This window comes from Rhodanobacter sp. C01 (genome assembly GCF_002001045.1).
Lineage (GTDB): Bacteria > Pseudomonadota > Gammaproteobacteria > Xanthomonadales > Rhodanobacteraceae > Rhodanobacter.
Map to the genome: position 1 here is coordinate 388,130 of NZ_MUNR01000010.1, position 20,950 is coordinate 409,079.

23 protein-coding genes are annotated in these 20,950 nt (G+C 64.2%); 15 read left to right on the top strand and 8 right to left on the bottom strand.

Annotated features, from left to right (window positions below):
• Positions 1 to 10: 10 nt before the first annotated feature.
• From B0E50_RS09090 to B0E50_RS09110, 5 genes are all read right to left on the bottom strand, one after another.
• Positions 11 to 715, bottom strand: a complete 705-nt coding sequence (locus B0E50_RS09090) for a YafY family protein (RefSeq protein WP_077440854.1) — start codon at positions 713 to 715, stop codon at positions 11 to 13.
• Positions 716 to 807: 92 nt separating this feature from the next.
• Entirely contained in the window at positions 808 to 1,440 is a 633-nt protein-coding gene (locus tag B0E50_RS09095; RefSeq protein WP_077440855.1) for a glutathione S-transferase family protein, read from the bottom strand.
• A gap of 36 nt (positions 1,441 to 1,476) precedes the next feature.
• The gene (locus B0E50_RS09100; RefSeq protein WP_077440856.1) at positions 1,477 to 1,881 is read right to left on the bottom strand and encodes a GFA family protein; all 405 of its coding nucleotides are present in this window, start codon (positions 1,879 to 1,881) and stop codon (positions 1,477 to 1,479) included.
• Positions 1,878 to 2,087: a hypothetical protein gene (locus B0E50_RS09105; RefSeq protein ID WP_077440857.1), complete on the bottom strand. Its 210-nt coding sequence runs from the start codon at positions 2,085 to 2,087 to the stop codon at positions 1,878 to 1,880. Before B0E50_RS09105 ends, B0E50_RS09100 begins: the two co-directional genes overlap by 4 nt.
• Before the next feature lie 10 nt (positions 2,088 to 2,097).
• Positions 2,098 to 2,709 (bottom strand): DJ-1/PfpI family protein, encoded by a 612-nt coding sequence (locus B0E50_RS09110; protein ID WP_077440858.1) that lies wholly within the window; start codon positions 2,707 to 2,709, stop codon positions 2,098 to 2,100.
• Positions 2,710 to 2,872: 163 nt separating this feature from the next.
• Here B0E50_RS09110 and B0E50_RS09115 point away from each other — a divergent pair, with 163 nt between their 5' ends.
• The 8 genes from B0E50_RS09115 (at position 2,873) to B0E50_RS09150 (ending at position 11,463) form a co-directional block, all read left to right on the top strand.
• Positions 2,873 to 3,904 carry a class 1 fructose-bisphosphatase gene (locus B0E50_RS09115; RefSeq protein WP_077440859.1) on the top strand — a complete coding sequence of 344 codons (1,032 nt, stop codon included), beginning with the start codon at positions 2,873 to 2,875 and terminating at the stop codon, positions 3,902 to 3,904.
• Between the two features lie 121 nt (positions 3,905 to 4,025).
• Positions 4,026 to 4,955 carry a patatin-like phospholipase family protein gene (locus tag B0E50_RS09120; RefSeq protein WP_077440860.1) on the top strand — a complete coding sequence of 310 codons (930 nt, stop codon included), beginning with the start codon at positions 4,026 to 4,028 and terminating at the stop codon, positions 4,953 to 4,955.
• A gap of 101 nt (positions 4,956 to 5,056) precedes the next feature.
• Positions 5,057 to 7,117, top strand: a complete 2,061-nt coding sequence (locus B0E50_RS09125) for a S9 family peptidase (RefSeq protein WP_077440919.1) — start codon at positions 5,057 to 5,059, stop codon at positions 7,115 to 7,117.
• A 115-nt stretch (positions 7,118 to 7,232) separates the two neighbouring features.
• Positions 7,233 to 7,616 carry a GntR family transcriptional regulator gene (locus B0E50_RS09130; protein ID WP_077440861.1) on the top strand — a complete coding sequence of 128 codons (384 nt, stop codon included), beginning with the start codon at positions 7,233 to 7,235 and terminating at the stop codon, positions 7,614 to 7,616.
• 9 nt (positions 7,617 to 7,625) lie between these two features.
• Positions 7,626 to 8,360, top strand: a complete 735-nt coding sequence (locus B0E50_RS09135) for a CPBP family intramembrane glutamic endopeptidase (protein ID WP_168170853.1) — start codon at positions 7,626 to 7,628, stop codon at positions 8,358 to 8,360.
• Positions 8,361 to 8,475: 115 nt separating this feature from the next.
• On the top strand, positions 8,476 to 9,369 hold the full coding sequence (locus B0E50_RS09140) for an ABC transporter ATP-binding protein (protein WP_077440863.1): 894 nt from the start codon (positions 8,476 to 8,478) through the stop codon (positions 9,367 to 9,369).
• Positions 9,366 to 10,838, top strand: a complete 1,473-nt coding sequence (locus B0E50_RS09145) for a hypothetical protein (protein ID WP_077440864.1) — start codon at positions 9,366 to 9,368, stop codon at positions 10,836 to 10,838. Before B0E50_RS09140 ends, B0E50_RS09145 begins: the two co-directional genes overlap by 4 nt.
• A 442-nt stretch (positions 10,839 to 11,280) precedes the next feature.
• Complete coding sequence (locus B0E50_RS09150; protein WP_077440865.1) at positions 11,281 to 11,463, top strand: hypothetical protein; 183 nt, start codon at positions 11,281 to 11,283, stop codon at positions 11,461 to 11,463.
• Positions 11,464 to 11,499: 36 nt separating this feature from the next.
• Here the strand turns inward: B0E50_RS09150 and B0E50_RS09155 are convergent, their stop codons facing one another.
• The gene (locus tag B0E50_RS09155) at positions 11,500 to 12,564 is read right to left on the bottom strand and encodes a PA0069 family radical SAM protein (protein ID WP_139350813.1); all 1,065 of its coding nucleotides are present in this window, start codon (positions 12,562 to 12,564) and stop codon (positions 11,500 to 11,502) included.
• Between the two features lie 199 nt (positions 12,565 to 12,763).
• On the opposite strand from B0E50_RS09155, the gene B0E50_RS09160 reads away from it, so the two are divergent.
• The 5 genes from B0E50_RS09160 to B0E50_RS09180 all read left to right on the top strand — a co-directional run bounded on the left by B0E50_RS09160 (position 12,764) and on the right by B0E50_RS09180 (position 15,942).
• Entirely contained in the window at positions 12,764 to 13,003 is a 240-nt protein-coding gene (locus B0E50_RS09160; protein WP_077440867.1) for a hypothetical protein, read from the top strand.
• 200 nt (positions 13,004 to 13,203) lie between these two features.
• Positions 13,204 to 13,464: a GlsB/YeaQ/YmgE family stress response membrane protein gene (locus tag B0E50_RS09165; protein ID WP_077440920.1), complete on the top strand. Its 261-nt coding sequence runs from the start codon at positions 13,204 to 13,206 to the stop codon at positions 13,462 to 13,464.
• Positions 13,465 to 13,544: 80 nt separating this feature from the next.
• Positions 13,545 to 14,525 carry a PhoH family protein gene (locus B0E50_RS09170; RefSeq protein WP_077440868.1) on the top strand — a complete coding sequence of 327 codons (981 nt, stop codon included), beginning with the start codon at positions 13,545 to 13,547 and terminating at the stop codon, positions 14,523 to 14,525.
• On the top strand, positions 14,522 to 14,992 hold the full coding sequence (gene ybeY, locus B0E50_RS09175; RefSeq protein ID WP_077440869.1) for an rRNA maturation RNase YbeY: 471 nt from the start codon (positions 14,522 to 14,524) through the stop codon (positions 14,990 to 14,992). The genes B0E50_RS09170 and ybeY overlap by 4 nt, the downstream gene beginning before the upstream one ends.
• Before the next feature lie 104 nt (positions 14,993 to 15,096).
• Positions 15,097 to 15,942, top strand: coding sequence for a transporter associated domain-containing protein (locus B0E50_RS09180; protein WP_077440870.1), 846 nt, complete (start codon positions 15,097 to 15,099; stop codon positions 15,940 to 15,942).
• A gap of 69 nt (positions 15,943 to 16,011) precedes the next feature.
• Here the strand turns inward: B0E50_RS09180 and B0E50_RS09185 are convergent, their stop codons facing one another.
• Both B0E50_RS09185 and B0E50_RS09190 read right to left on the bottom strand, forming a co-directional pair.
• A complete protein-coding gene (locus B0E50_RS09185; protein WP_077440871.1) occupies positions 16,012 to 16,590 on the bottom strand; it encodes an acetate uptake transporter family protein in 579 nt (192 codons plus the stop codon).
• 67 nt (positions 16,591 to 16,657) lie between these two features.
• The gene (locus tag B0E50_RS09190; RefSeq protein ID WP_077440872.1) at positions 16,658 to 18,058 is read right to left on the bottom strand and encodes a hypothetical protein; all 1,401 of its coding nucleotides are present in this window, start codon (positions 18,056 to 18,058) and stop codon (positions 16,658 to 16,660) included.
• 220 nt (positions 18,059 to 18,278) lie between these two features.
• On the opposite strand from B0E50_RS09190, the gene acs reads away from it, so the two are divergent.
• Positions 18,279 to 20,219: an acetate--CoA ligase gene (gene acs / locus B0E50_RS09195; RefSeq protein ID WP_077440873.1), complete on the top strand. Its 1,941-nt coding sequence runs from the start codon at positions 18,279 to 18,281 to the stop codon at positions 20,217 to 20,219.
• 53 nt (positions 20,220 to 20,272) lie between these two features.
• Positions 20,273 to 20,944 carry a response regulator transcription factor gene (locus B0E50_RS09200; protein WP_077440921.1) on the top strand — a complete coding sequence of 224 codons (672 nt, stop codon included), beginning with the start codon at positions 20,273 to 20,275 and terminating at the stop codon, positions 20,942 to 20,944.
• The last annotated feature ends 6 nt before the right edge of the window (positions 20,945 to 20,950 follow it).

Here is a 20,950-nt window from a genome sequence, read left to right on the forward strand (position 1 = left end):
GACCGCAGGTCTATTCCATGCCGGCGAAGTGGCCGCCCACCGATTGCAGATAGGCATCCAGATTGCGGCCCGGATGCTCATCGAAGCACTCGCCGGATACCGTGCAGAGAACGATGCGGTCGGGCCGGAAATTGCGAAAGCCCTCACGCAACCGGCACCACGTGCCCAGCGTCCACTTGCCGCCCCAGAACGCCAGGCACAACGGTTCGACCTCGCGCGTGCTGGTGTTGCCGGCCTCGTCGCTGTATTCGATCTGCAGCACGTGACGCGCCTCGATCGCCGCATGCAGCTGGTCAATTCGCGCGGCAAAATCGGCCTTGCCCTGGTCGCGCCAGATCGGTGCGTAGATGCGCGTGCGTGCCGAGCGCTCACGCAATTCGGGCGGCAACACCGCCTCGATCTTCAGCAATGCGGACTGCGCGCTTTCGGCCAGCTGGCTGCCGGCGAAGGCACGTACGAAACGCGTACCGACCACCAGGGCTTCGAGCTCGTTCGCACTGAACATCAGCGGCGGGATGTCCGAACCCTTGCGCAACACGTAGCCGACGCCGGCCTCGCCCTCGATCGGGACGCCGGACAACTGAAGATCCGCCACGTCGCGGTATACCGTGCGCAATGAGACACCGAGCGTCTGCGCCAGCGAACGCGCCTGCAGCGCGGTGCGACGACCGCGCAGGGCATGGATGATGAGGAACAGGCGGTCGGCACGACGCATCCGTGCATCATCGCCGAGACGGGCGACTGCGAACAGCGCCGAACGTCACGCCTGTCGCGGCTCATGACATTGAACTCCTCTCGTCGAACCCGTCAAGATAAGGCCGCCTGTGCAGCCGCCAGTTCGGCATCCGCGGTTGCGGCGCGCTGCATCGCCGGCCGTGCAAGCACCCGGTCGATATAGGCGCGGATCACCGGCAGCTCCGGCACCAGCTTGAACATCGTGGTCCAGTTCAACGCCGTGCCCCACAGCACGTCGGCCGCGCTGAAGGTATCGCCGAGCATGTACGGCCCCTGCTCCAGTTGATCGGTGAGCGTCTTCAGCATGGTGTCGAAATCGCCGTACGGAGAGGTCGACGGTGACGCCGGGTCACGCTGCATCGACTTGTCGATCAGGGCCGGTTCGAAGCACGAACCGTAGAACACCAGCCAGCGCAGGTAGGGCCCGCGCAAGGGATCGCCGATCGGGGGTGCCAGCTTCGCTTCGGGGTAGAGGTCGGCGAGGTACATGAACACCGCCGGCTGTTCGGTGATCAGCGCATCACCATGCCGGATCGCCGGTACCTTGCCCATCGGATTGATCGCGAGGTATGCCGGTGCACGCTGCTCGCCCTTCTTGAAGTTCAACACGTGCAGGTCGAACGGCACGCCGAGTTCCTCAAGCAGTGCACGGGCACCGCGAGAGCGGCTGTTCGGAGCGTGGAAGAACGTGACTTTCGGGTTCATGGCGATTCCTCGCGATGCTTGTCAGCGATGCGACGATCAAAGATGCCGCGTTTCCGCCGGCGGCGACTGCCAGTTGTTGGCGCGACCGTCAGCGTAGTGCAGTGGCGCATCGATCAGCTCCTGCGGTTCGACATCGTCGAGGCAAGCCAGGTTGACGCTGTAGAAGTCACCACCGAGCACATCCAGGTGGCCGCGGCCAAACGGTCGCACACCGCAATGCCGGCAGAACAGGTGATGCATGCTGTTCGAACCGAACTGGTAATCGGACAGCGCGTCCTCTCCCGACAGCAGGCGGAACGCGTCCGGTTTCACGATCACGCCCCACGAGCGCGTCTTGGTGCAGATCGAGCAATTGCAACGGCCGCTGCCCGCAGCCAGGTCGATCGTCGCCTCGAGGCGCACCGCGCCGCAATGGCAGCTGCCGCGATAGGTCTTGTTCATGACTTGCTCCGCTTGAAGAAGTTGCCGTGATGCAGACCCGTCAGTGCAGCCAGCAGCATGCGCCTGCGGGGTCGCGCGGCAGGCGACGATTCCTGCCGATCATTCGAAGCATCTGCGGCCGGCCACCGGTACTGTCCATCCATGAGCAGGCCGCGCAGATGAAGCGGCCGGTAAGCCATCAGGGTGCGTTGCAGAATCGGATTCATGCAAATGTCCTCATGCCGCAGCCAGGGTTTCGCCCACACACCACGGCGGCAGCTGGGCGTGCTTGAACAGCCGGTACCAGTGCTCACGATCGCTGGGGCTGTACAGATCCAGCGTGTGGATCACCTCACGGGCGAACTCCACGCTGCCGAGATGGCTGGCCGTGATCGTGCCGCCGTCGCTGACCGCCAACACCTCGCTGTCGTACTGCCCGGCACCGGCATAGCCGGGCACCTGGATGGCGATCTGGCCGGGCCAGTTGCCGGTATGGCGGCAGTTGTCGAGCAGGCCGGCGCGGGCCAGTGCCAGCACGCCACTGTCGATGGCGGCTACTGGTGAACCGGCTGCATGCAGCTCGCGGATGGCGGCCACTGCCGCCTCGCCTTCACCACGTTGCCAGAGGTGGCCACCCGGCACGATCAGCAGCGCGGCGCGCCGGAAATCGAGCTGCGCCAGCGCCAGCTCGGGCTGCACGGTGAGGCCTCCCATCGACGCCACCGGCGCCTGCGAAAAGCCCACTGCCTGTACCCGCCAGTCACCGGGGCGACGGATCTCGCACAGGGCCAGCGCGGCCTGCCAGTCGGCAAAGCCGTCAAACACCAGGAAATAAACCGTATCGCGCATGTCGTATCCCTCCGCTGTGGAGGTACAGCATGCATAGCCCCTGCTGCCAACGTAGTGTCAGCAACCAGTCGGCCTGATGACGATTCGGGCCATCCAGCGGCCCCATGCTGGCGCTGTTCGGCCGGAGCCGGGACAATGCGCCATTCTTCTGCCCGGACCCGACATGAAGCCCATCTCGCTGATCCAGTTCCTGATCGAGGAACGCCGCGCCGGCCATATCAATGCCGAACTTTCACTGCTGATCGAAGTGGTTGCGCGCGCCTGCAAGCGCATCGCGGTCGCCACCAACAAGGGCGCACTTGGCGGCGTGCTCGGCATGGCCGGCAGCGGCGACGCGCTGAGCATGAACATCCAGGGCGAGGCGCAGAAGAAGCTGGACGTGATCTCCAACGAGATCCTGCTGGAAGCCAACGCCTGGGGCGGCCACCTCGCCGCCTGCGCGTCGGAGGAGATGGAAGACCCGCAGCAGATTCCGGACGGCTATCCGAAGGGCAACCACCTGCTGTTGTTCGATCCGCTGGACGGCAGCTCGAACATCGACGTGAACATCTCGGTCGGCACGATCTTCTCGGTGCTGCGTTGCCCGGACGACATCACCGAACCGAAGGTCGAGCACTTTCTGCAACCCGGCACCACCCAGCTCGCCGCCGGCTACGTGGTGTACGGCCCGGCCACCGTGCTGGTGCTGACCTTCGGCCACGGCACTCACGAGTTCACGCTGGAACGCGAGGTCGGCAGCTTCATGCTGAGCCGGCGCGGTATCCGGATACCCGAGGAAGCCACCGAGTTCGCCATCAACATGTCGAACCAGCGCCATTGGCAAGCGCCGATGCAGCGTTACGTCGGTGAGCTGCTGGCCGGCAAGGACGGTCCACGCGGCAAGGACTTCAACATGCGCTGGGTCGCCTCGATGGTGGCCGACGTGCATCGCATCGTCACCCGCGGCGGCGTGTTCTATTACCCGCTGGACGCGAAGATCCTCAAGCAGGGCGGCAAGCTGCGCCTGATGTACGAAGCGAATCCGATGGCCTTCATCATCGAGCAGGCCGGCGGCGCGGCAACCACGGGACGCGAGCGCATCATGGAACTGCAGCCGACCGGGCTGCACCAGCGCGTGCCGGTGTTCCTCGGTTCGAGGAAGGAAGTCGAGGTGGCCACGCATTACCACCTGGAAGCCGACGGCGCGCAAGGCTGATACAGCAGCGCCCTCTCCCCATGGAGAGGGCGCAAGCGCACGGCCCGTTCCATGCCCCGGTTACGCCATGACCGAGCCATAGACTTACCTCCGTATCCACTCTCTCAGCGCGACACCGCCGATGTCATTCCGCCGCTACCTGCTGCCACTGCTCGCCACGCTCGCGCTGAGTGCGTGCTTCAGCGGCAGCAAACCCGTGCCAGCACCGCCAGTCATCGTGCCGCCGCTGGCCCCCGTGAAGCTCAAGATCGGCCTTGCGCTCGGCGGTGGTGCCGCGAAAGGCTTCGCACATATCGGCGTAATCAAGATGCTGGAAGCCAGCGGCATCCATCCGGACGTGGTCGCCGGCACCAGCGCGGGCAGTGTGGTTGGTGCGCTGTACGCCAGCGGCATGGATGCGTTCACACTGCAGGAAACCGCGTTCGGTCTGGACGAAACGAAGATCCGCGACGTGCGGCTGTTCTCCGGTGGCCTGGTGCAAGGACAGGCCCTGCAGGATTACGTCAACCAGCTGGTGCACCAGCAGCCGATCGAGCACTTGAAGATTCCGTTCGCCGCGGTTGCCACTCAGTTGGAAACCGGCCAGCGCACCGTGTTCGTGCGTGGCAACACCGGTCAGGCAGTGCGTGCCTCATCCAGCATTCCCGGCGTGTTCGAGCCGGCCGAAATCAGCGGCAAGCACTATGTCGACGGCGGCGTGGTGAGCCCGGTACCGGTGGACGCAGCACGCCAGCTCGGTGCCGACTTCGTCATCGCGGTGGACATCTCGACCAAGCCCAATGGCGGCAACCCGCAGGGCATGGTCAACATCGTTGGCCAGACCATTGCGATCATGGGCCAGCAACTCGGCGCACAGGAAATGGCACGCGCCGATGTGGTGATCCGGCCGAACATCGGCGGCATCGGCCCAACCGATTTCGAGCAGAAGAACCAGGCCATCCTCGAAGGCGAGAAGGCTGCGCTCGCGGCGATTCCGGCCATTCGCGCCAAGCTCGCAGCAATGACCTCGGCACGTCAGGCCGCTGCCATGTCGGCACCGCCACAGCACTGACTCGCACTCCGCACAGTCGGAAGAACACGCCGTGCCTTCCTGCACTTGGCGCATGTGAAGTCGGGTTGTAGCGTGTGGCCCTGTTTACGCCGGAGCCAACCATGATCAAATGCACGCACCTGCCAGTCTCCATGTTGTTGATGATCATGGCGCTCGCGCCCGTGGCTTTCGCGGAACCGGCGAATGTCGATCCACGGATCGATCAATTGCTGACCCAGCTGACCAGGACGCAACCGATCGAGGCGGTGTCGATCTCGCCGGATGGCAAGCAACTGGCCTGGGTGATCGAGCGCCAAGGCAAGTCGGCGATCGAGGTGGCCGCGGTCGATGGCAGCCAAGTGCATGCGGTGAGTGCGGCGGCGAAACCGGGCAGCTGCGCCGAATCCGGCATTGCATGGGCGCCGGACTCGCGTCATCTTGCGTTCGTGTCCAACTGCAGCATCGACATGACCAGCACCAAGGTGATGCAGAACGACATCTATCTGGACGACACCACCGGCAACGATGCACCGCCCACACGACTGGCCCAGCTGCAGGGTTATGCGCGCGCGCTGCAATGGACTGCCGACGGCAAGTCGCTCGGCTTTTTGTATGTGCCCGGCGCCACCCGCCATGCCAGTGCGCTGGCGGCGGCGAAGCCGGCGGCCGGTGAAGTGGGTGTGACCGGCGTGGAAGTGCAGCACGTGGCCAGTATCGACATCGCCAGTGGCACACTGCACGAACTCACCCCGGTCGGCATGTACGCGTACGAATTCAATTGGTCGCCGGACGGTACACGGATCGCCTACACCGCCGCGTTGCCGCCGGGCGACAACAACTGGTGGATTGCCAAACTGTATGTGCAGCCGGCGCAGCCGGATGCCGCTGCCACCGTGCTGGTCGACCCGACCCATGTCGACAGCGGATCGCTGCACGGTCTGCAGATCGCGCTGCCACGCTGGTCGCCTGACGGTTTGCGGATCGCCTTCATCGGCGGCCTGATGAGCGACCAGGGCGCCACCGGCGGCGACATCTATGCGGTGTCGAGCGCGGGCGGCATGCTCAGCAATCTTACGCCCGGCATCCATGTCACGCCGTCATGGTTTAGCTGGAGCAGTCCGCAAGCGCTGCGGGTGAACCAGATCAGCAACGGCCAGACACAACTCGCCGACTACGCCGTGCACGGCGACCGTGCGACCCAGCAGAAAGTGTGGTTTATCCTGCCGGCCAGCGTCGGCGATGGTACGGCCGCACTGGCGCTGTCGCAGTCGCGCGACCAGCAGCAGATCGCCTTCATCCAGAGTTCCTATGCTGCCGCGCCCGAAGTGCATGCCGGCGCACTCGACAACACACCGCCGCCGGCGGTCACCATGATCAATGCTGCACTGAAACCGGCCTGGGGCAAATCCGAGTCGGTGCAATGGAACCACGAAGGCTTCCACGTACAGGGCTGGTTGCTGTACCCGGCCAACTACGACCCGAAGAAGACCTATCCGATGATCGTGGTGGTGCACGGTGGCCCTTCCAGCGCGGTGATCCCGAGCTGGCCAAGCGTAGGCTACGGCGGTGCACCGCTGTCGGCGCTGGGCTATTTCGTGTTGATGACGAACCCGCGCGGCAGCTACGGCCAGGGCGAGAAGTTCGTGCAGGCGAACCGCCGTGACTTCGGCTATGGCGACCTGCGTGACACACTCGCCGGCATCGACGCCGTGGAGAAGAAATTCCCGGTCGACGACAAGCGCCTCGGCCTCACCGGCTGGAGCTACGGCGGCTTCATGAGCATGTTCGCGCCGACCCAGACCCAGCGCTTCCGCGCCGTTGTCGCCGGCGCCGGCATCTCCAACTGGCAGAGCTATTACGGCCAGAACCTGATCGACCAGTGGATGCCGCCGTTCTTCGGTGCCAGCGTCTACGACGACCCGGCGGTATACGCCAAGAGTTCGGCGATCAACTTCATCAAGCAGGTGAAGACGCCGATGTTGATCGTGGTCGGCGACCGCGACGCCGAATGCCCGGCGCCGCAATCATTCGAGATGTGGCATGCGTTGCGCGCACAGGGCGTAGCGACCTCGCTGGTGGTGTATCCGAACGAGGGGCATCATTTCGTCGATCCGGCCCACCAACGCGACGTGCTGCAACGCGCGCTGGGCTGGTTCGGGAAGTACTTGCCGGCAACGAAATAGTTTGCACTGCAAAGCTTGCTGATGGCGTGATCCATGGCCACTACAGCCATGATTCATGCTCGCTGCCACCAGTCATGCTTGACACAGATCCATGTGTATTGCTGTACTAATACACATGGATGCTTCTCTGCTTACCGTTCAACCTGCCGCGCCGGAACCGATCTACCGGCAGATCGTCGAGCAACTGCGTCGGCTGATTGCCGGCGGCCAGCTCGCCGCCGGTGACTCGCTGCCGTCCGTGCGCGACGTCGCCGGCTTCCACGCAATCAATCCAATGACCGTGTCGCGCGCCTACGGCATCGCCGAAAGCGAGGGCCTGCTTGAGCGCCAGCGCGGCAAGGGCATGGTGGTGGCTGGCACGCACAAGACCACCCAGGCCGCCAGCCATCGGCTCGCCCTGCTGGAACCACAATTGCAGGCACTGGTGCGCCAGACCCGTGAACTCGAACTGCCCGCCGAACCGGTACTGCGGCGGCTGACCAAACTGCTGGGGGAATGAATGATCGCAATGATCGCCATCGCTGCGCTGACTATGTGGCTGCTGCTTGCCGAGCCCTTGCTGGGGCGCGCCGCGCATCGCCGGCTGCTAACCGCACTGGACAACGGGGATGCCGATGCGCGCCGACGCTTCTATCTCAGCTGGACCTGGCAGGGTTGGGTGCTGGTGCTGGTCACTCTCGCACTGACGCTTGGCGTATGCCGCTGGACACCAGCACAACTGGGGTTGCGCGTGCCGCAGCTGGCCGCACAACTTCCATTCGGCTTGGTCGCTGGCGTATGCGCGGCCTTGCTGGCCGGTGCGCTGACCGGTGTGGTGATGGCACGCAAGTCATCCAGCACACCCGTGGTCAAGGCTCCGTCGCGTGTGGCCGGTGGAGACAAGGTCCTGCGCATGTTGCCGCGCACACGCCGCGAGCGCTGGGCGTTTGCCGCACTGGCGATCACGGCCGGCATCGGTGAAGAACTGGTTTGGCGCGGCTTTGGGCTGGGTGCCCTGCAACTGTGGCTGCCGCATGCGTCGACGGCACTGCTGATCGTGTTGCTGGCGGTGAGCTTCGGCTGGGCGCATTTGTACCAGGGTCTCGTCGGCATGCTCGCAACCGGCCTGATCGGTGCACTGATGGCCGGCCTGTATCTGGCCACCGGCAGCCTGCTGCTGCCGATGCTGCTGCATGCGTTGCTCGATCTGCGCGCTTTGCTGATTCCGACCGCTCCATCGGCCACCGCAGGGTCGACGACATGAGCAACCGCTTTGTTTCGCCGCGCCATCTCGGCACAACCCAGCCACCACCGGTGCGGGAACACCAAAGCAACTGCCGCTGCATCGCCGGGCTTCAACAATTTCGAGGGGAAAACGCATGAACGCCGTATTACGTGAAATGGAAGCCACCACCGCGCCGCTGAGCGTGAGCGGACTCGTCCACTGCTACGAAGGCAGCAACGTGCTCACCGGCGTCGACCTGACGCTGGAGCCGGGCAGCGTGCTCGGATTGATCGGCCGCAACGGCGCCGGCAAATCCACCCTGCTCCGCATCATGCTCGGCCTGCTACAGCCGCTGGCCGGCGAAGCCCTCGTATTCGGCAAACCAGCCCTGAAGCTCGACGATGCCGCCAAGGCGCGCATCGCCTACGTGCCGCAGCAACCCGAGGCACTGGCGTGGCTTACCGCTCAGCAGATGCTGGACTTCGTCGGACGCTTCTACCCCCGCTGGGATGCGGCCTTTGCCAGGCGCATGCTGGAACGTTGGCAGATCGCACCGAACAAGTTGCTGGCCAAGCTGTCGCCGGGCGAACGTCAGCGCGTCGACCTGATCCGCGCGCTCGCCTCGCAGCCGGAGCTGCTGGTGCTGGACGAGCCGGCCGCGGCGCTCGATCCGGTCGCGCGCCGCGAGCTGCTGCGCGAAGTGGCACTGCGCGCCGGCGAGTCCGGCACCACCGTGCTGTTCTCCACCCACATCGTGTCGGACCTTGAGCGAGTCGCCTCGGAGATTGCCTTCCTGCATCAGGGCAAACTGCTTATGCGCTGTAGCGTCGACGAGACCAAGGAGCATTACGCACGACTGTGGCTGCCGGCACGAATGAGTGCCGCAGCGCCCGCGCCGGCGTTGAGCCGACGACGCCACGACGACGGCAGCCTGAGCTTGGTGGTGGAACGCGATGCGCACGGCCAGTGGCCGGAAGCGGCAAAGCTGCCCGGCGCGCGCGTCGACGCGCTGGGACTGGAGGATCTGTTTGTGGAGATCGCCGAATGAACCCGTTGCAGTTGCTCCGGATTCCCTGGTTTTCCACGCATCGCTCGATGCGCTGGATGATGGTGTTCGTGCTTGCGTGCTGCTGCATGGGCGCCATCGCGATCGGCATATTTGCCCCCGGACCCGCTCAATGGAAAGGTATCGCTGGCCTGATTGGTCTTGGCCTGTTCTTCCTGTGGGCCTTCTTTCTCTCGACTACTTTGTTGCTGGCCATCGACACCCGGCAATTGCGCGTACCGGGCATCCAGCAACAGATCATCCGCAGCTTGCTGCTGTGTAGCGTGCTTTCCATCGGCGTGCCGGCTGCGCTGCTTGGCTTGTTGGGTGAACCAGTGGTACCCGTCGTGATTCTGCTGTCGTTGGCAAGCATTCTGGGCATCGCCTTCGCACTGATGCCGCGCTACTTGGCCGCACTGCTCGGAATAGCGCCATCGCTAATCAACGCACTGTGGTATCGCTTCCACCTGCCCGGTCCTGATGACCCTCGTTTCACTACCGCCGGTTCGCTTGCTGTTGTTGTGCTGGTGCTGCTCATCAGCTGGCGCTGGCAGCAGTTGGTGCGAGCCGGCACCAACCAGCCGCAAGGCTGGTCCTCGCCGATGGTGTTGCAGTTGCGCAACGGCAGCTGGGGTCACTGGAGCGGCATTGGCGAGAACCGCCAGATCCGCCTGCGGCCGGTATGGCTGCAGGCAGATGCCAGTCTCGCCGGTATCGGGCCGGCCACGCCGTGCAAGACTCTGCGGGTCGCGCTTGGCGGCTGGTACATGCCGCAGACCCTGCGCAGCTATGCCAGGCAACTTGGCATGATGCTTGGCCTCTTCGCGCTGCCGATTCTCGGCTTTGTGGCGATCGCCAGGTTCGGGCGGCACAGCCAGGAAATATCCAGCACGTTGACCGGAGCCCTCGTCGGGGGCTTGGGCACGCTTGCCGTGATGGCCGGCCCGATGATCGGCATCTTCAGTCTGGCGTGGCTGAGTAAACGCTGGCAGCGGGCGAATGCCGAACTTCCCTTGCTGGCGCTGATGCCTGGCCTTGGCGATTCCGCACGCACCAAACGTGAACTGCTACGTGCTGGGCTTGGCCTGCCGCTGCTCATGCATGGCTTGCTCGCGTTGCTTGTGGTGATGGCGATGCTCTACTGGCGTCAGTATGCGCAGCCGCTTTCGTTCCTGTTGCTTGCACAACTGGTCACTGCCACCGTGACCGCTACCACCCTTCTCAATCTGTTTGGCGGTCTTGCGCTGCCACTCTGGGCCACCGGACTGACTCTGGCTGCTGCCTTCGTGCTCACCGTGCTAAGCGCGATGCTGCCGGCCATGGCTTGGGGCCATCATCCGGTCGGCTGGGCCGGCGCCATGTTGCCTCCGCTGGTACTGGGCTGGCTGTTGCTGGCTGGTGCCATGGGCTGGCTCGGCCGGCGCGGCTGGCGCGGATTGATGCTGCGTCCGCATCCGTTTCTTTCAATCTGAGCGATCGCCGATGGACTGCATGACTTCCGACGGCTGCAGGTAGCCGCTGTAGCCAAGATGTGGCGACTTGGCATCGACATCAGGGAAAATACCAGCGCATGAAATGGATCACGTCGAAGAAGCTGCAGGACGAGTTCGGGCTGCCGTGGGCCGAGGCAGAAAATCTGATTCGCGAGCAGTCTCATTCGCTATGGCTGCGTCACTGACTTCCCACGATCTGCACCATCACTGGACTATTGCTGCCATCTGTCCTGCTGGCGTTGATCGATCCCGATCAACGCTGGCTCGCGGCACTCTTGCGGTTGTCTGGCATCCTCGTGCTCGTCGCCGGTATGGTGGCGCTACGGGTACTGGCACATGATGCGATCCTTGATGCTGCCGGCAAACGCGCCACCAGTGCATTTCTTCGTAACCATCAAATCAAACCAACTGGGTATCACCCATGGACGAACAACCCAATGATCCCAAGAGTTCGCGTGGCCACGCGATGGGTTCCGGCATCGCCATTGGTGTGGCAATTGGCAGTGCGCTCGGCGTCGCGCTGCACAACCTCGCGCTCGGCGCAGGTATCGGTGTCGCACTGGGAACCCTGTTCGGCGCTCTGCGTTTCCGCTCGGGGAAATGATGTATTGACCCGACGGTTCGGATAGCCGCGCAGCCGTTAGAACAGCTCACCCTGCGGCGAAGCTTTGCGTGGCGGCACGAAATGCGACGTATCGAGCTGCAATTCGCGCGCACGGCCGAAGCCGTGTTTGCGGCAGGCCACCTCGAAGCGGCGGCGCAGCAGGTCGGCGAACACGCCCTGCCCGCGCATGCGGGTGGCGAAGTTGCTGTCGTAATCACGGCCGCCGTTCATCTGCTGCACCAGGCTCATCACGTGTTCGGCGCGCTGCGGTGCGTGCAACGCGAGCCATTCCCGGAACAACTGTTTCAACTCGTACGGCAGGCGCAGCGTGGTGTAGCCGGCACAGCGCGCGCCAGCATCAGCGGCTTGCGCCATGACAACCTCCATGTCCTTGTCGTTGAGTGCCGGAATGATCGGCGCCACCAGTACGCCTACCGGCACGCCGGCGTCGGCCAGCGTTCGGATCGCCTTGATCCGGCGATGCGGCGCGCTGGCACGCGGTTCGAGTTTCGCGGCCAGATGGTTGTCCAGCGAATTGACCGAGACGAATACCTGCACCAGCCGTTCGCGTGCCATCGGCTCCAGGATGTCGAGGTCACGTTCGACCAGCGCGTTCTTGGTGACGATGGTGCACGGGTGATGGCATTCGGCGAGCAGCTCCAGCGCGGCGCGGGTGAGCCGCCAGCGTTTTTCGATCGGCTGGTAGGGATCGGTATTGCTGCCGATATTGATCGGGCTGATCACATAACCGGGCTTGGCCAGCTCCGCACGCAACACCTCGGCGAAATTGCCCTTGGCGCGCAGCTTGGTTTCGAAGTCGAGACCGGGCGACAGGTTGAGGTAGCTGTGTGATGGCCGCGCAAAACAATAAACGCATCCATGTTCGCATCCGCGATAGGGGTTGATCGCCTGGCTGAAAGCGATGTCCGGCGAGTCGTTGCGGCTGATCACGCTGCGCGCGCGTTCCTCGGTGACCTCGGTGCGCGGGCGTGGTGCATCCTCGTCCAGCAACGCGCTCTGCCAGCCGTCGTCCTCGGCTTGGTGGCGGATATTCTCGAAGCGACCCTCGGGATTGGAGGCGGCACCGCGGCCCTTGATCATCCGACTCGTTTGAGCCTGATCATGTGTGGTTGGCGGCGGTAGCGAATCATCCATCGCCACAGTTTGCCGCGACGATGTCTCAGCCGCCGCGACATCTTTCACCCACGTGATGAAGCGCCTGCCGGACGCACATCGACGGCGTTATGATGCGGCCGACCGGCCGCGGCAGGCGGCGTGTTCCACGTGTTAGGGGCTCATCATGCGCTGGCTGTTACTCGTGCTTACCTTGTTCGCTTTCGTATTGTGCTTCACCCGCCACAGTGCCGGTGCCTGGGGCTTCTGGCTGCTGGCGGGCTTCAGCGGCGTCATCGCCACCACACTTGCATTCGCGCAGGCCCGCATTGCAGACAGTTCACGCAGCGACAGCCTGTCCGAATACGACCTGATGCGGTTGCGCGAGGGCAGGGATCCACTCAATCACGATCGCCTCGAGCGGTAGCGCGGATCGACGAAACGCATGTAATGCGGCACCTTGCAATAGCCCGGGTGGTGACGGCAGTAATCCCCGATCACGGCATCTCGTGCACGGCAATGAGCTGGCAGATCACCATTCGATCACGATCACTGCACAGCGGAACACGGACGCTTGGCCCGATGTGGCGCCGTCCGGCACCGCCTGTGCAAACCTGGGAGTTCATGATGACTTTATCCGGCCTGATCGTCTTTCTGCTTATCGGCGCGATTGCCGGCTGGCTCGCCGGCCTGATCGTGCGCGGCTTCGGCTTCGGCCTGCTCGGCAATATCGTGGTCGGCATCATCGGCGCATTCCTCGCCGGCTGGCTGCTGCCTATGCTCGGCATCGGCTTCAGCCTCGGCAGCCCGATCGTCACCAGCATCGTCTACGCGATGATCGGTGCCATCGTGCTGCTGGTGATCATTGGCCTGATCAAGCGCGCCTGAGCGTTTCCGTCCGAACCAGGGCCACCGCCGGCCATGCCGCGGTGGCCCTCGCACATGCGGCGCGCTACTCTCGCACGCCTATGAGCGAACTCAACCAGCGCGATTTCACCCTTGAGCCCGAAGACAACGCCCGCCTCGCCAACCTGTGCGGGCCGTTCGACGAGCATTTGCGCCAGATCGAGCTGCGCCTCGGTGTGGAGGTCAACCACCGCGGCAGCATCTTCCAGGTGATTGGCGAAGATGCCCCGATCCGGGCAGCCGAGAAGGTGCTGCGTGCGCTGTATGCCGTTACCGAGGACGAGGCGTTGACCGGGGCAAAGATCAACCTGCATCTGGCCGAGTCCGGTATCGATGCGATCACCGCCGACGCGGCCGAAGGCGCGCAGGACGTGACGATCAAGGTCAAGCGTGGCGTGATCAAGGGCCGCGGTCCGAACCAGGCGCGTTACCTGCACGCGATTGCCAGCCACGACATCAATTTCGGCGTGGGTCCGGCCGGTACAGGCAAGACCTATCTGGCGGTGGCCAGCGCGGTCGAGGCGCTGGAGGCGAACCGCGTGCAGCGCCTGCTGCTGGTGCGCCCGGCGGTCGAGGCCGGCGAGAAGCTCGGCTTCCTGCCCGGCGACCTGTCGCAGAAGGTCGACCCGTACCTGCGTCCGTTGTATGACGCGCTGTACGAAATGCTCGGCTTCGAGAAGGTGGCCAAGCTGATCGAGCGCAACGTGATCGAGATCGCACCGCTCGCCTATATGCGCGGCCGCACGCTGAACGATTCCTACGTGATCCTCGACGAGGCGCAGAACACCACGGTCGAGCAGATGAAGATGTTCCTGACCCGGATTGGTTTTGGCACGGTCGCGGTGATCACCGGCGACGTCACCCAGGTCGACCTGCCGCGCAGCACCCGCTCCGGTTTGCGCCAGGCGATCGAGGTACTGCGCGGAGTCAACGGCATCAGCTTCACCTTCTTCACCTCGCGCGATGTGGTGCGCCATCCGTTGGTGGCGAAGATCGTGCGCGCCTACGAGGCATTCGAGCAGAAGGAGGAGGACGGTAAATGACCGGGCGGTCTGCTGACGTTGTGCTGGCGGTCGGCTACGCCGTACCGCGAGCCGGGCTGCCCGCGCCGGCCAGCTTCCACCGCTGGGTGGAGGCGGCGCTGCGCGGCGCCAAGCGGCTCAAGCCGGTCGAGTTGGCGATCCGCCTCGTCGATGCCGACGAAGGCCGCGCACTCAACCGCGACTACCGCGGCAAGGACTACGCCACCAACGTGCTGTCGTTTCCCGCCGAACTGCCGCCCGGCGTGGCGCTGCCGCTGATTGGCGATCTGGCGATTTGCGCCCCGGTGGTGCTGCGCGAGGCCGCCGAGCAGGGCAAGCTGGTGCGCGATCACTGGGCTCACCTGACTGTTCATGGCGTGCTGCACCTGCTTGGTTACGACCATATCGAGGACTGTGAAGCCGAGGCGATGGAGGCCCTGGAAACCCGCATCCTGGCCGGCCTCGGCATCGCCGATCCGTACACCTGATCGTTCTCACGAGCCGCCTGGCGCAGGCTTGTGCTCTGAATTGTCACGGATTTTCCGCTAGACTCGTGGATACCGCCCGCTTGCGGGCTGCACTCCAACCGTGAATGAACGACGACCCTGGCAGTACCAGCGGCCCGGCACACCGTACCTGGTGGGACCGGCTGGGCCACATGTTTTCCGGCGAACCACGCAACCGTAGCGAACTGCTTGAGGAGTTGCGCGCCGCCCAGACCAACGGACTGCTGTCCGTCGACACCCTCACCATGGTCGAGGGTGCGCTCAAGGTCAACGAGCTGAGCGTGGACGACGTGATGGTGCCGCGCGCGCAGATCGTGATGCTCGCGGCCGAATCGTCACTGACCGAGATCCTCGCCACCATGGTCGAATCCGGCCACTCGCGCTTTCCGGTGCACGGCGAGGACAAGGACGAGATCCTCGGCATCCTGCTGGCCAAGGATTTGCTGAAGTTCTTCGGCAATGCCGAGCACTTCGACATCCACGCAATCCTGCGCCCGGCCGTGCTGATTCCCGAATCGATGCGCCTGAACGTGCTGCTGGACGAGTTCCGCCGCTCGCGCAACCACATGGCGCTGGTGGTCAACGAATACGGCGGCGTCGCCGGCCTGATCACCATCGAGGACGTGCTCGAACAGATCGTCGGCGAGATCGACGACGAGCACGACGACGACGAACCCGAGCTGATGCACGAACAGCCCGGCGGCGACTGGCTGGTCAGCGCGCTGACTCCGATCGAGGATTTCAACGAGCAGGCCGGTACGGAGTTTTCCGACGAGGAGTACGACACCGTCGGCGGCATGGTCACCTCCGAGTTCGGCCACCTGCCCGAAGTCGGCGAGGAAGTGGCGATCGGTGGTTTTCTGTTCCATGTTACCGAGGCCGACGATCGCCGCGTGCAGCAATTCCGCGTGGCGAAGCACGACCCGCGCTAACCCCCGCGTAGCGTATTCCGCGCCGGCGTCACGCCGGCGCGTTCACTTCATGGATGACGACCTTCTACTTCAGGAGGTTCGTGGCGCGCCCACCGGCAATACGATGCGCTGCTGTGATTCGTTGATCACCTCGGCTGCGGACAGGTAGAACGCGAGTATCGCCGTGAGCAGTCCGGCATAGCCACCGGCCGTGTGCAATGCAGCCATGCCCGTCCACTCGCCCGCCGCGAGCAGGAAGAAAGTGATCCACAACACCAGGAACACCAGCTGCAACGCACGTGGCGCGCGGAACGTGGCCAGCCACATGTAGAAGGTGAACACGCCCCACAGGCACAGATACCAGCCGACGAACGCGGCGGGCACCTTGTCGTGCAGAAACAGCACGAACAACGCGAACGACCACCAGAATGCGCCGTAGCTGAGGAAGGCCGTGGTGCCGAACGTATTGCCACGCGGCAATTCCATTACGCCGGCAATCATCTGCACGGTGCCGCCGTAGGCCAGCGCGCAGGCCAGCACCATGTTCATCGCGTCACCGCTGAACCAGCCGGCGTTGATCATGCTCAGCAGCCACGTGGTCAGCGCAAATCCGGCCAGCCCCAGCGGGGCCGGATTGGAGAACTTCTGCTGCGTCTCGGCGTTGCTCATGTGCAAACCTCCCCATCAAGTGAATCGGAACATCGGATGGAAGCGCGTCGTGGCGCTGCCGTCAGGCTCAGAAGTGGTATAGCGCGCTGACGCTCAGCTGGTTGCCGCTGGTGGTCTTGCGATCCACGCCGTTGCTGGTCGTGTCGAGCTTGTCGTAGATCCATTCGACGCCAAGCTCGTAGGCGCCCGCCGCGTATTGCAGACTCAACGCGGATTGCCGGTTCCTGAGCAGCCCTGTCGCACCATTGCCCATCCAGCGGATCACGTCATCGGTATTCGGCTTGCTCATGCTGTAGAACGCATTGGCGCTCCAGTGCTGCGTGAAGTTGTAGCCGGCCTGCACATAGCCGCCGGTGTCCTTGATGTCGCCGAACTGGGACATGTCGCCGAAAATTTCGCCCAGGCCCTTGCCGGTATAGACCAGCCCCTTGAACACCCACGGACCCGGCTTCCACTGGCCGCTGACTTCGTAACCCACGCTCTTCACCGTGCTCTGCACCGGCGTCGCGGCCGTACCGCCCACGCCACGCAGGTCGATCTCGCTGTAGTGCGCCACCACATAGGCCAGCCAGTCCTGGTCCTGCACATGCAGGCGCGCCTCAAGCTGCGGACGGAAGCCGACGTTGCCGGCCGTCAGGTAGTTGGTGTTGTTGACGGCGCCGTCCGGACCGTTCCACGAGCCCTCGAAGGCGCCGAGATCCAGCCGCCATTTCGGACCCGACGAACCGTGGTTGAGGTCCTGCATCCACACCACGCCGGGGAAGCGCCAGCCGATCATGCCGGTGCCGAAGCCGAGCGGAAACGCGATATGCGAGAGCGAGGTCGACACATCGTCCAGCGGGAACATGAGATCCCACTGCTGGCCGATCCGGATGGTGCTGCCGGTGTCGGGATTGCTCAGGTCCATATAGGCCTGGCGCAGGCGCGGTATCGGTTGTTGCTGGGCATAGGCGCCGGTGCCGTTGTAGCCGCCGAAGAAGTCCATCTCGATGCGGCCGCCGCCGACCCAGTCACCGGCGAATTTTGCGCCGCTGAAATCCAGCCAGAAGCGCGTGTTGCGCACATCGACGCCACTGAGTGAACCATTGGAACCCGCGACCGGATATTCGGCATTCTGGCCGTTGCCGTAGACGAAACTCTTGCTCTGGTCGAACGCGGTCGCGCTGATGAACCCGTGCAAGGCCACCGACACACCCGGAGCACTGGTGAAAGTCGGCATTGCGGACGCAGGCGCGGCAGCCACGTTCTGCGCCGACGCGGCCGCTGCGGGTGCCGTCTGCGCAGGAGCCGTTTTCTGTGCCTGGATCATCGCCTTCAATTCATTAAGCTGTTGCTCCAGTTGCGCCACCCGCTGCTCGAGCTGCTGTTCGCGCGCGTCGCTCTGTGCATGGGCCGCCAGTGGCAACAGCAACGCACACGCCATGCTCAGGGCGAGCGCGGTGTAGCGGTTTGGAAATCGCGTTGTCATGCATGCATCTCCCCGAGGTCAAAGTCGGGCCGAGCATGGCCATGCTGCGGCGCGCGCGACTATTCGCCATTGGTCGAAGTTCGACCAAAGTCGACGCCCGTCGCCGCCGCAACCCTCGCGGGGATCGGGCTACACTCAAACTTCAAGTTCCGCCGGGCGTTGGCGCCTGCTGCGGTTTCCGAATTGCCACGTTCGATATTCCGCCAGCAGGAGGCCAGTCATGTCCAAGCTGTATCCGGTCAACCCCGCGTTTGCCGCCGCGGCGCGCGTTCGCCACGACGACTACACACGGCTGTACGCCGAATCGGTCCGCGATCCGGAAGGCTTCTGGGCACGCATTGGCAAGAGGCTGGACTGGGCGAAGCCACCGACGAAGATCAAGGACGTCTCGTTCGATCCAAAAGACCTGCACATCCGCTGGTACGAGGACGGTCAGCTCAATGTGTCGGCGAACTGCCTCGACCGCCACCTCGCCGAGCGTGGCGACAAGACCGCGATCATCTTCGAGGGCGACGACCCGAACGACTCGCGCCGGATCAGCTATCGCGAGTTGCATGCGGAAGTGTGCAAGTTCGCCAACACGCTGAAGAACCTCGGCGTGAGCAAGGGCGACCGTGTGGCGATCTACCTGCCGATGATTCCTGAAGCGGCAGTGGCGATGCTGGCCTGCGCACGCATCGGCGCGGTGCATTCGGTGGTGTTCGGCGGCTTCTCGCCAGACTCGCTGGCCGGGCGCATCGCCGATTCGACCTGCAAGCTGGTGATCACCGCCGACGAAGGCGTGCGCGGCGGCAAGCGGATCGCGCTGAAGGCGAACGTGGATGCCGCTTTGGAACGCCCCGGCACCAACAGCGTGGAAACCGTGGTGGTGGTGCGCCGTACCGGCGCCGCGGTGCCGATGCAGTCGCCACGCGATCGTTACTGGCACAACCTGATGGACGGCCAGTCGGCCGATTGCCCGGCCGAGCCGATGGAAGCGGAACATCCGCTGTTCATCCTGTACACCTCCGGCTCAACCGGCAAACCGAAGGGCGTGCTGCACACCTCCGCGGGTTATCTGGTCTACACCAGCTACACGCACGAGCTGGTGTTCGACCTGCGCGAGGACGACGTCTACTGGTGCACCGCCGATGTCGGCTGGGTCACCGGCCACAGCTACGTGGTGTACGGCCCGCTGGCCAACGGCGCCACCACGGTGATGTTCGATGGCGTGCCGAACTATCCGGATTTCAGCCGCTTCTGGCAGGTCGTCGACAAGCACCAGGTCAGCCTGTTCTACACCGCGCCGACCGCGATCCGCGCACTGATGCGCGAAGGCGAGGCACCGGTAAAGAAGGCATCACGAAAATCACTGCGCCTGCTTGGCTCGGTCGGCGAACCGATCAACCCGGAGGCATGGGAGTGGTATAACCGCGTGGTCGGCGACGAGCGCTGCCCGATCGTCGACACCTGGTGGCAGACCGAAACCGGCGGCATCCTGATCACCCCGCTGGCTGGCGCGATCGACGCCAAGCCCGGCTCCGCCACGCTACCGTTCTTCGGCGTGAAGCCGGCCATCGTCGATGCCGCCGGCGAACTGCAGGAAGGCGCCACCGAAGGCAATCTGATCATCACCGATTCCTGGCCGGGCCAGATGCGCACCGTCTACGGTGATCACCAGCGCTTCATCGAAACCTATTTCAGCGCCTATCCGGGCAACTACTTCACCGGTGATGGTGTGCGCCGCGACGAGGACGGCTATTACTGGATCACCGGCCGCGTCGACGACGTGATCAACGTCAGCGGCCATCGCATCGGCACCGCCGAGGTGGAAAGCGCGCTGGTCTCGCATCCCAAGGTGGCCGAGGCTGCCGTGGTGGGTGCCCCGCACGACATCAAGGGCCAGGGCATCTACGCCTTCGTCACTCTGATTGCCGGGGAACAGGGCAGCGAAGAACTGCGCAAGGAACTGGTCGCCTGGGTACGCAAGGAAATCGGCCCGATCGCCACGCCGGATTACCTGCAGTGGGCGCCCGGCCTGCCGAAGACCCGTTCCGGAAAAATCATGCGCCGCATCCTGCGCAAGATCGGTGAAAACCTGCCCGACCAGCTCGGCGACATCAGCACGCTCGCCGACCCCGGTGTGGTGAAGAACCTGGTGGACGAGCGACTGATCAAATGAGAGAACCGGCAGGAGCGCACAGAGTGCGCTCCTGCATCGCTGCGATGGACCACATGCCCGACATCCTGATCGCCGATGATCACCCGTTGTTCCGCGATGCCCTGCAGCGCGCGGTACTCGCCGCGTTGCCGCAGGCACGGGTGCACAGCGCCGACAGCGTCGATGCGCTACTCGGTCTGATCGAGCAGTTCTCCGATGCCGAGTTGCTGTTGCTCGATCTGCACATGCCTGGCGCACGCGGCTACTCCGCACTGGCGCACATTCGCGGGCAATACCCCGGACTGCCGACCATTGTGGTGTCCGGTCATGAGGAGGCGCAGGTGATGCGTCGCGCACTGGCGCATGGCGCGTCCGCCTATATCCCGAAATCCGCGACGAGTGCGGATATCGTCGCGGCAATCCGCAGCGTGCTCGACGGCGATGTGTGGTTGCCTCACCCACAGCTTGGTGGCGCCAGTGAACTGCGACCTGACGAAGCTGCCGCCGCCGCGCAGATCGCCGCGCTGACGCCGCAGCAATTCCGTGTGATGACGATGATCGCCGAAGGCCTGCTCAACAAGCAGATCGCTTACGACCTTGGCGTCTCCGAGGCCACGATCAAGGCACACATGACCGCAATCATGCGCAAGCTCGGTGTCAACAATCGCACCCAGGTTGCACTGATCGCCAACCAGCTGGCGGTCGACCAGGAATCCATGCCGATGGTGCCTGTCGACGGAGATTGAGATTGA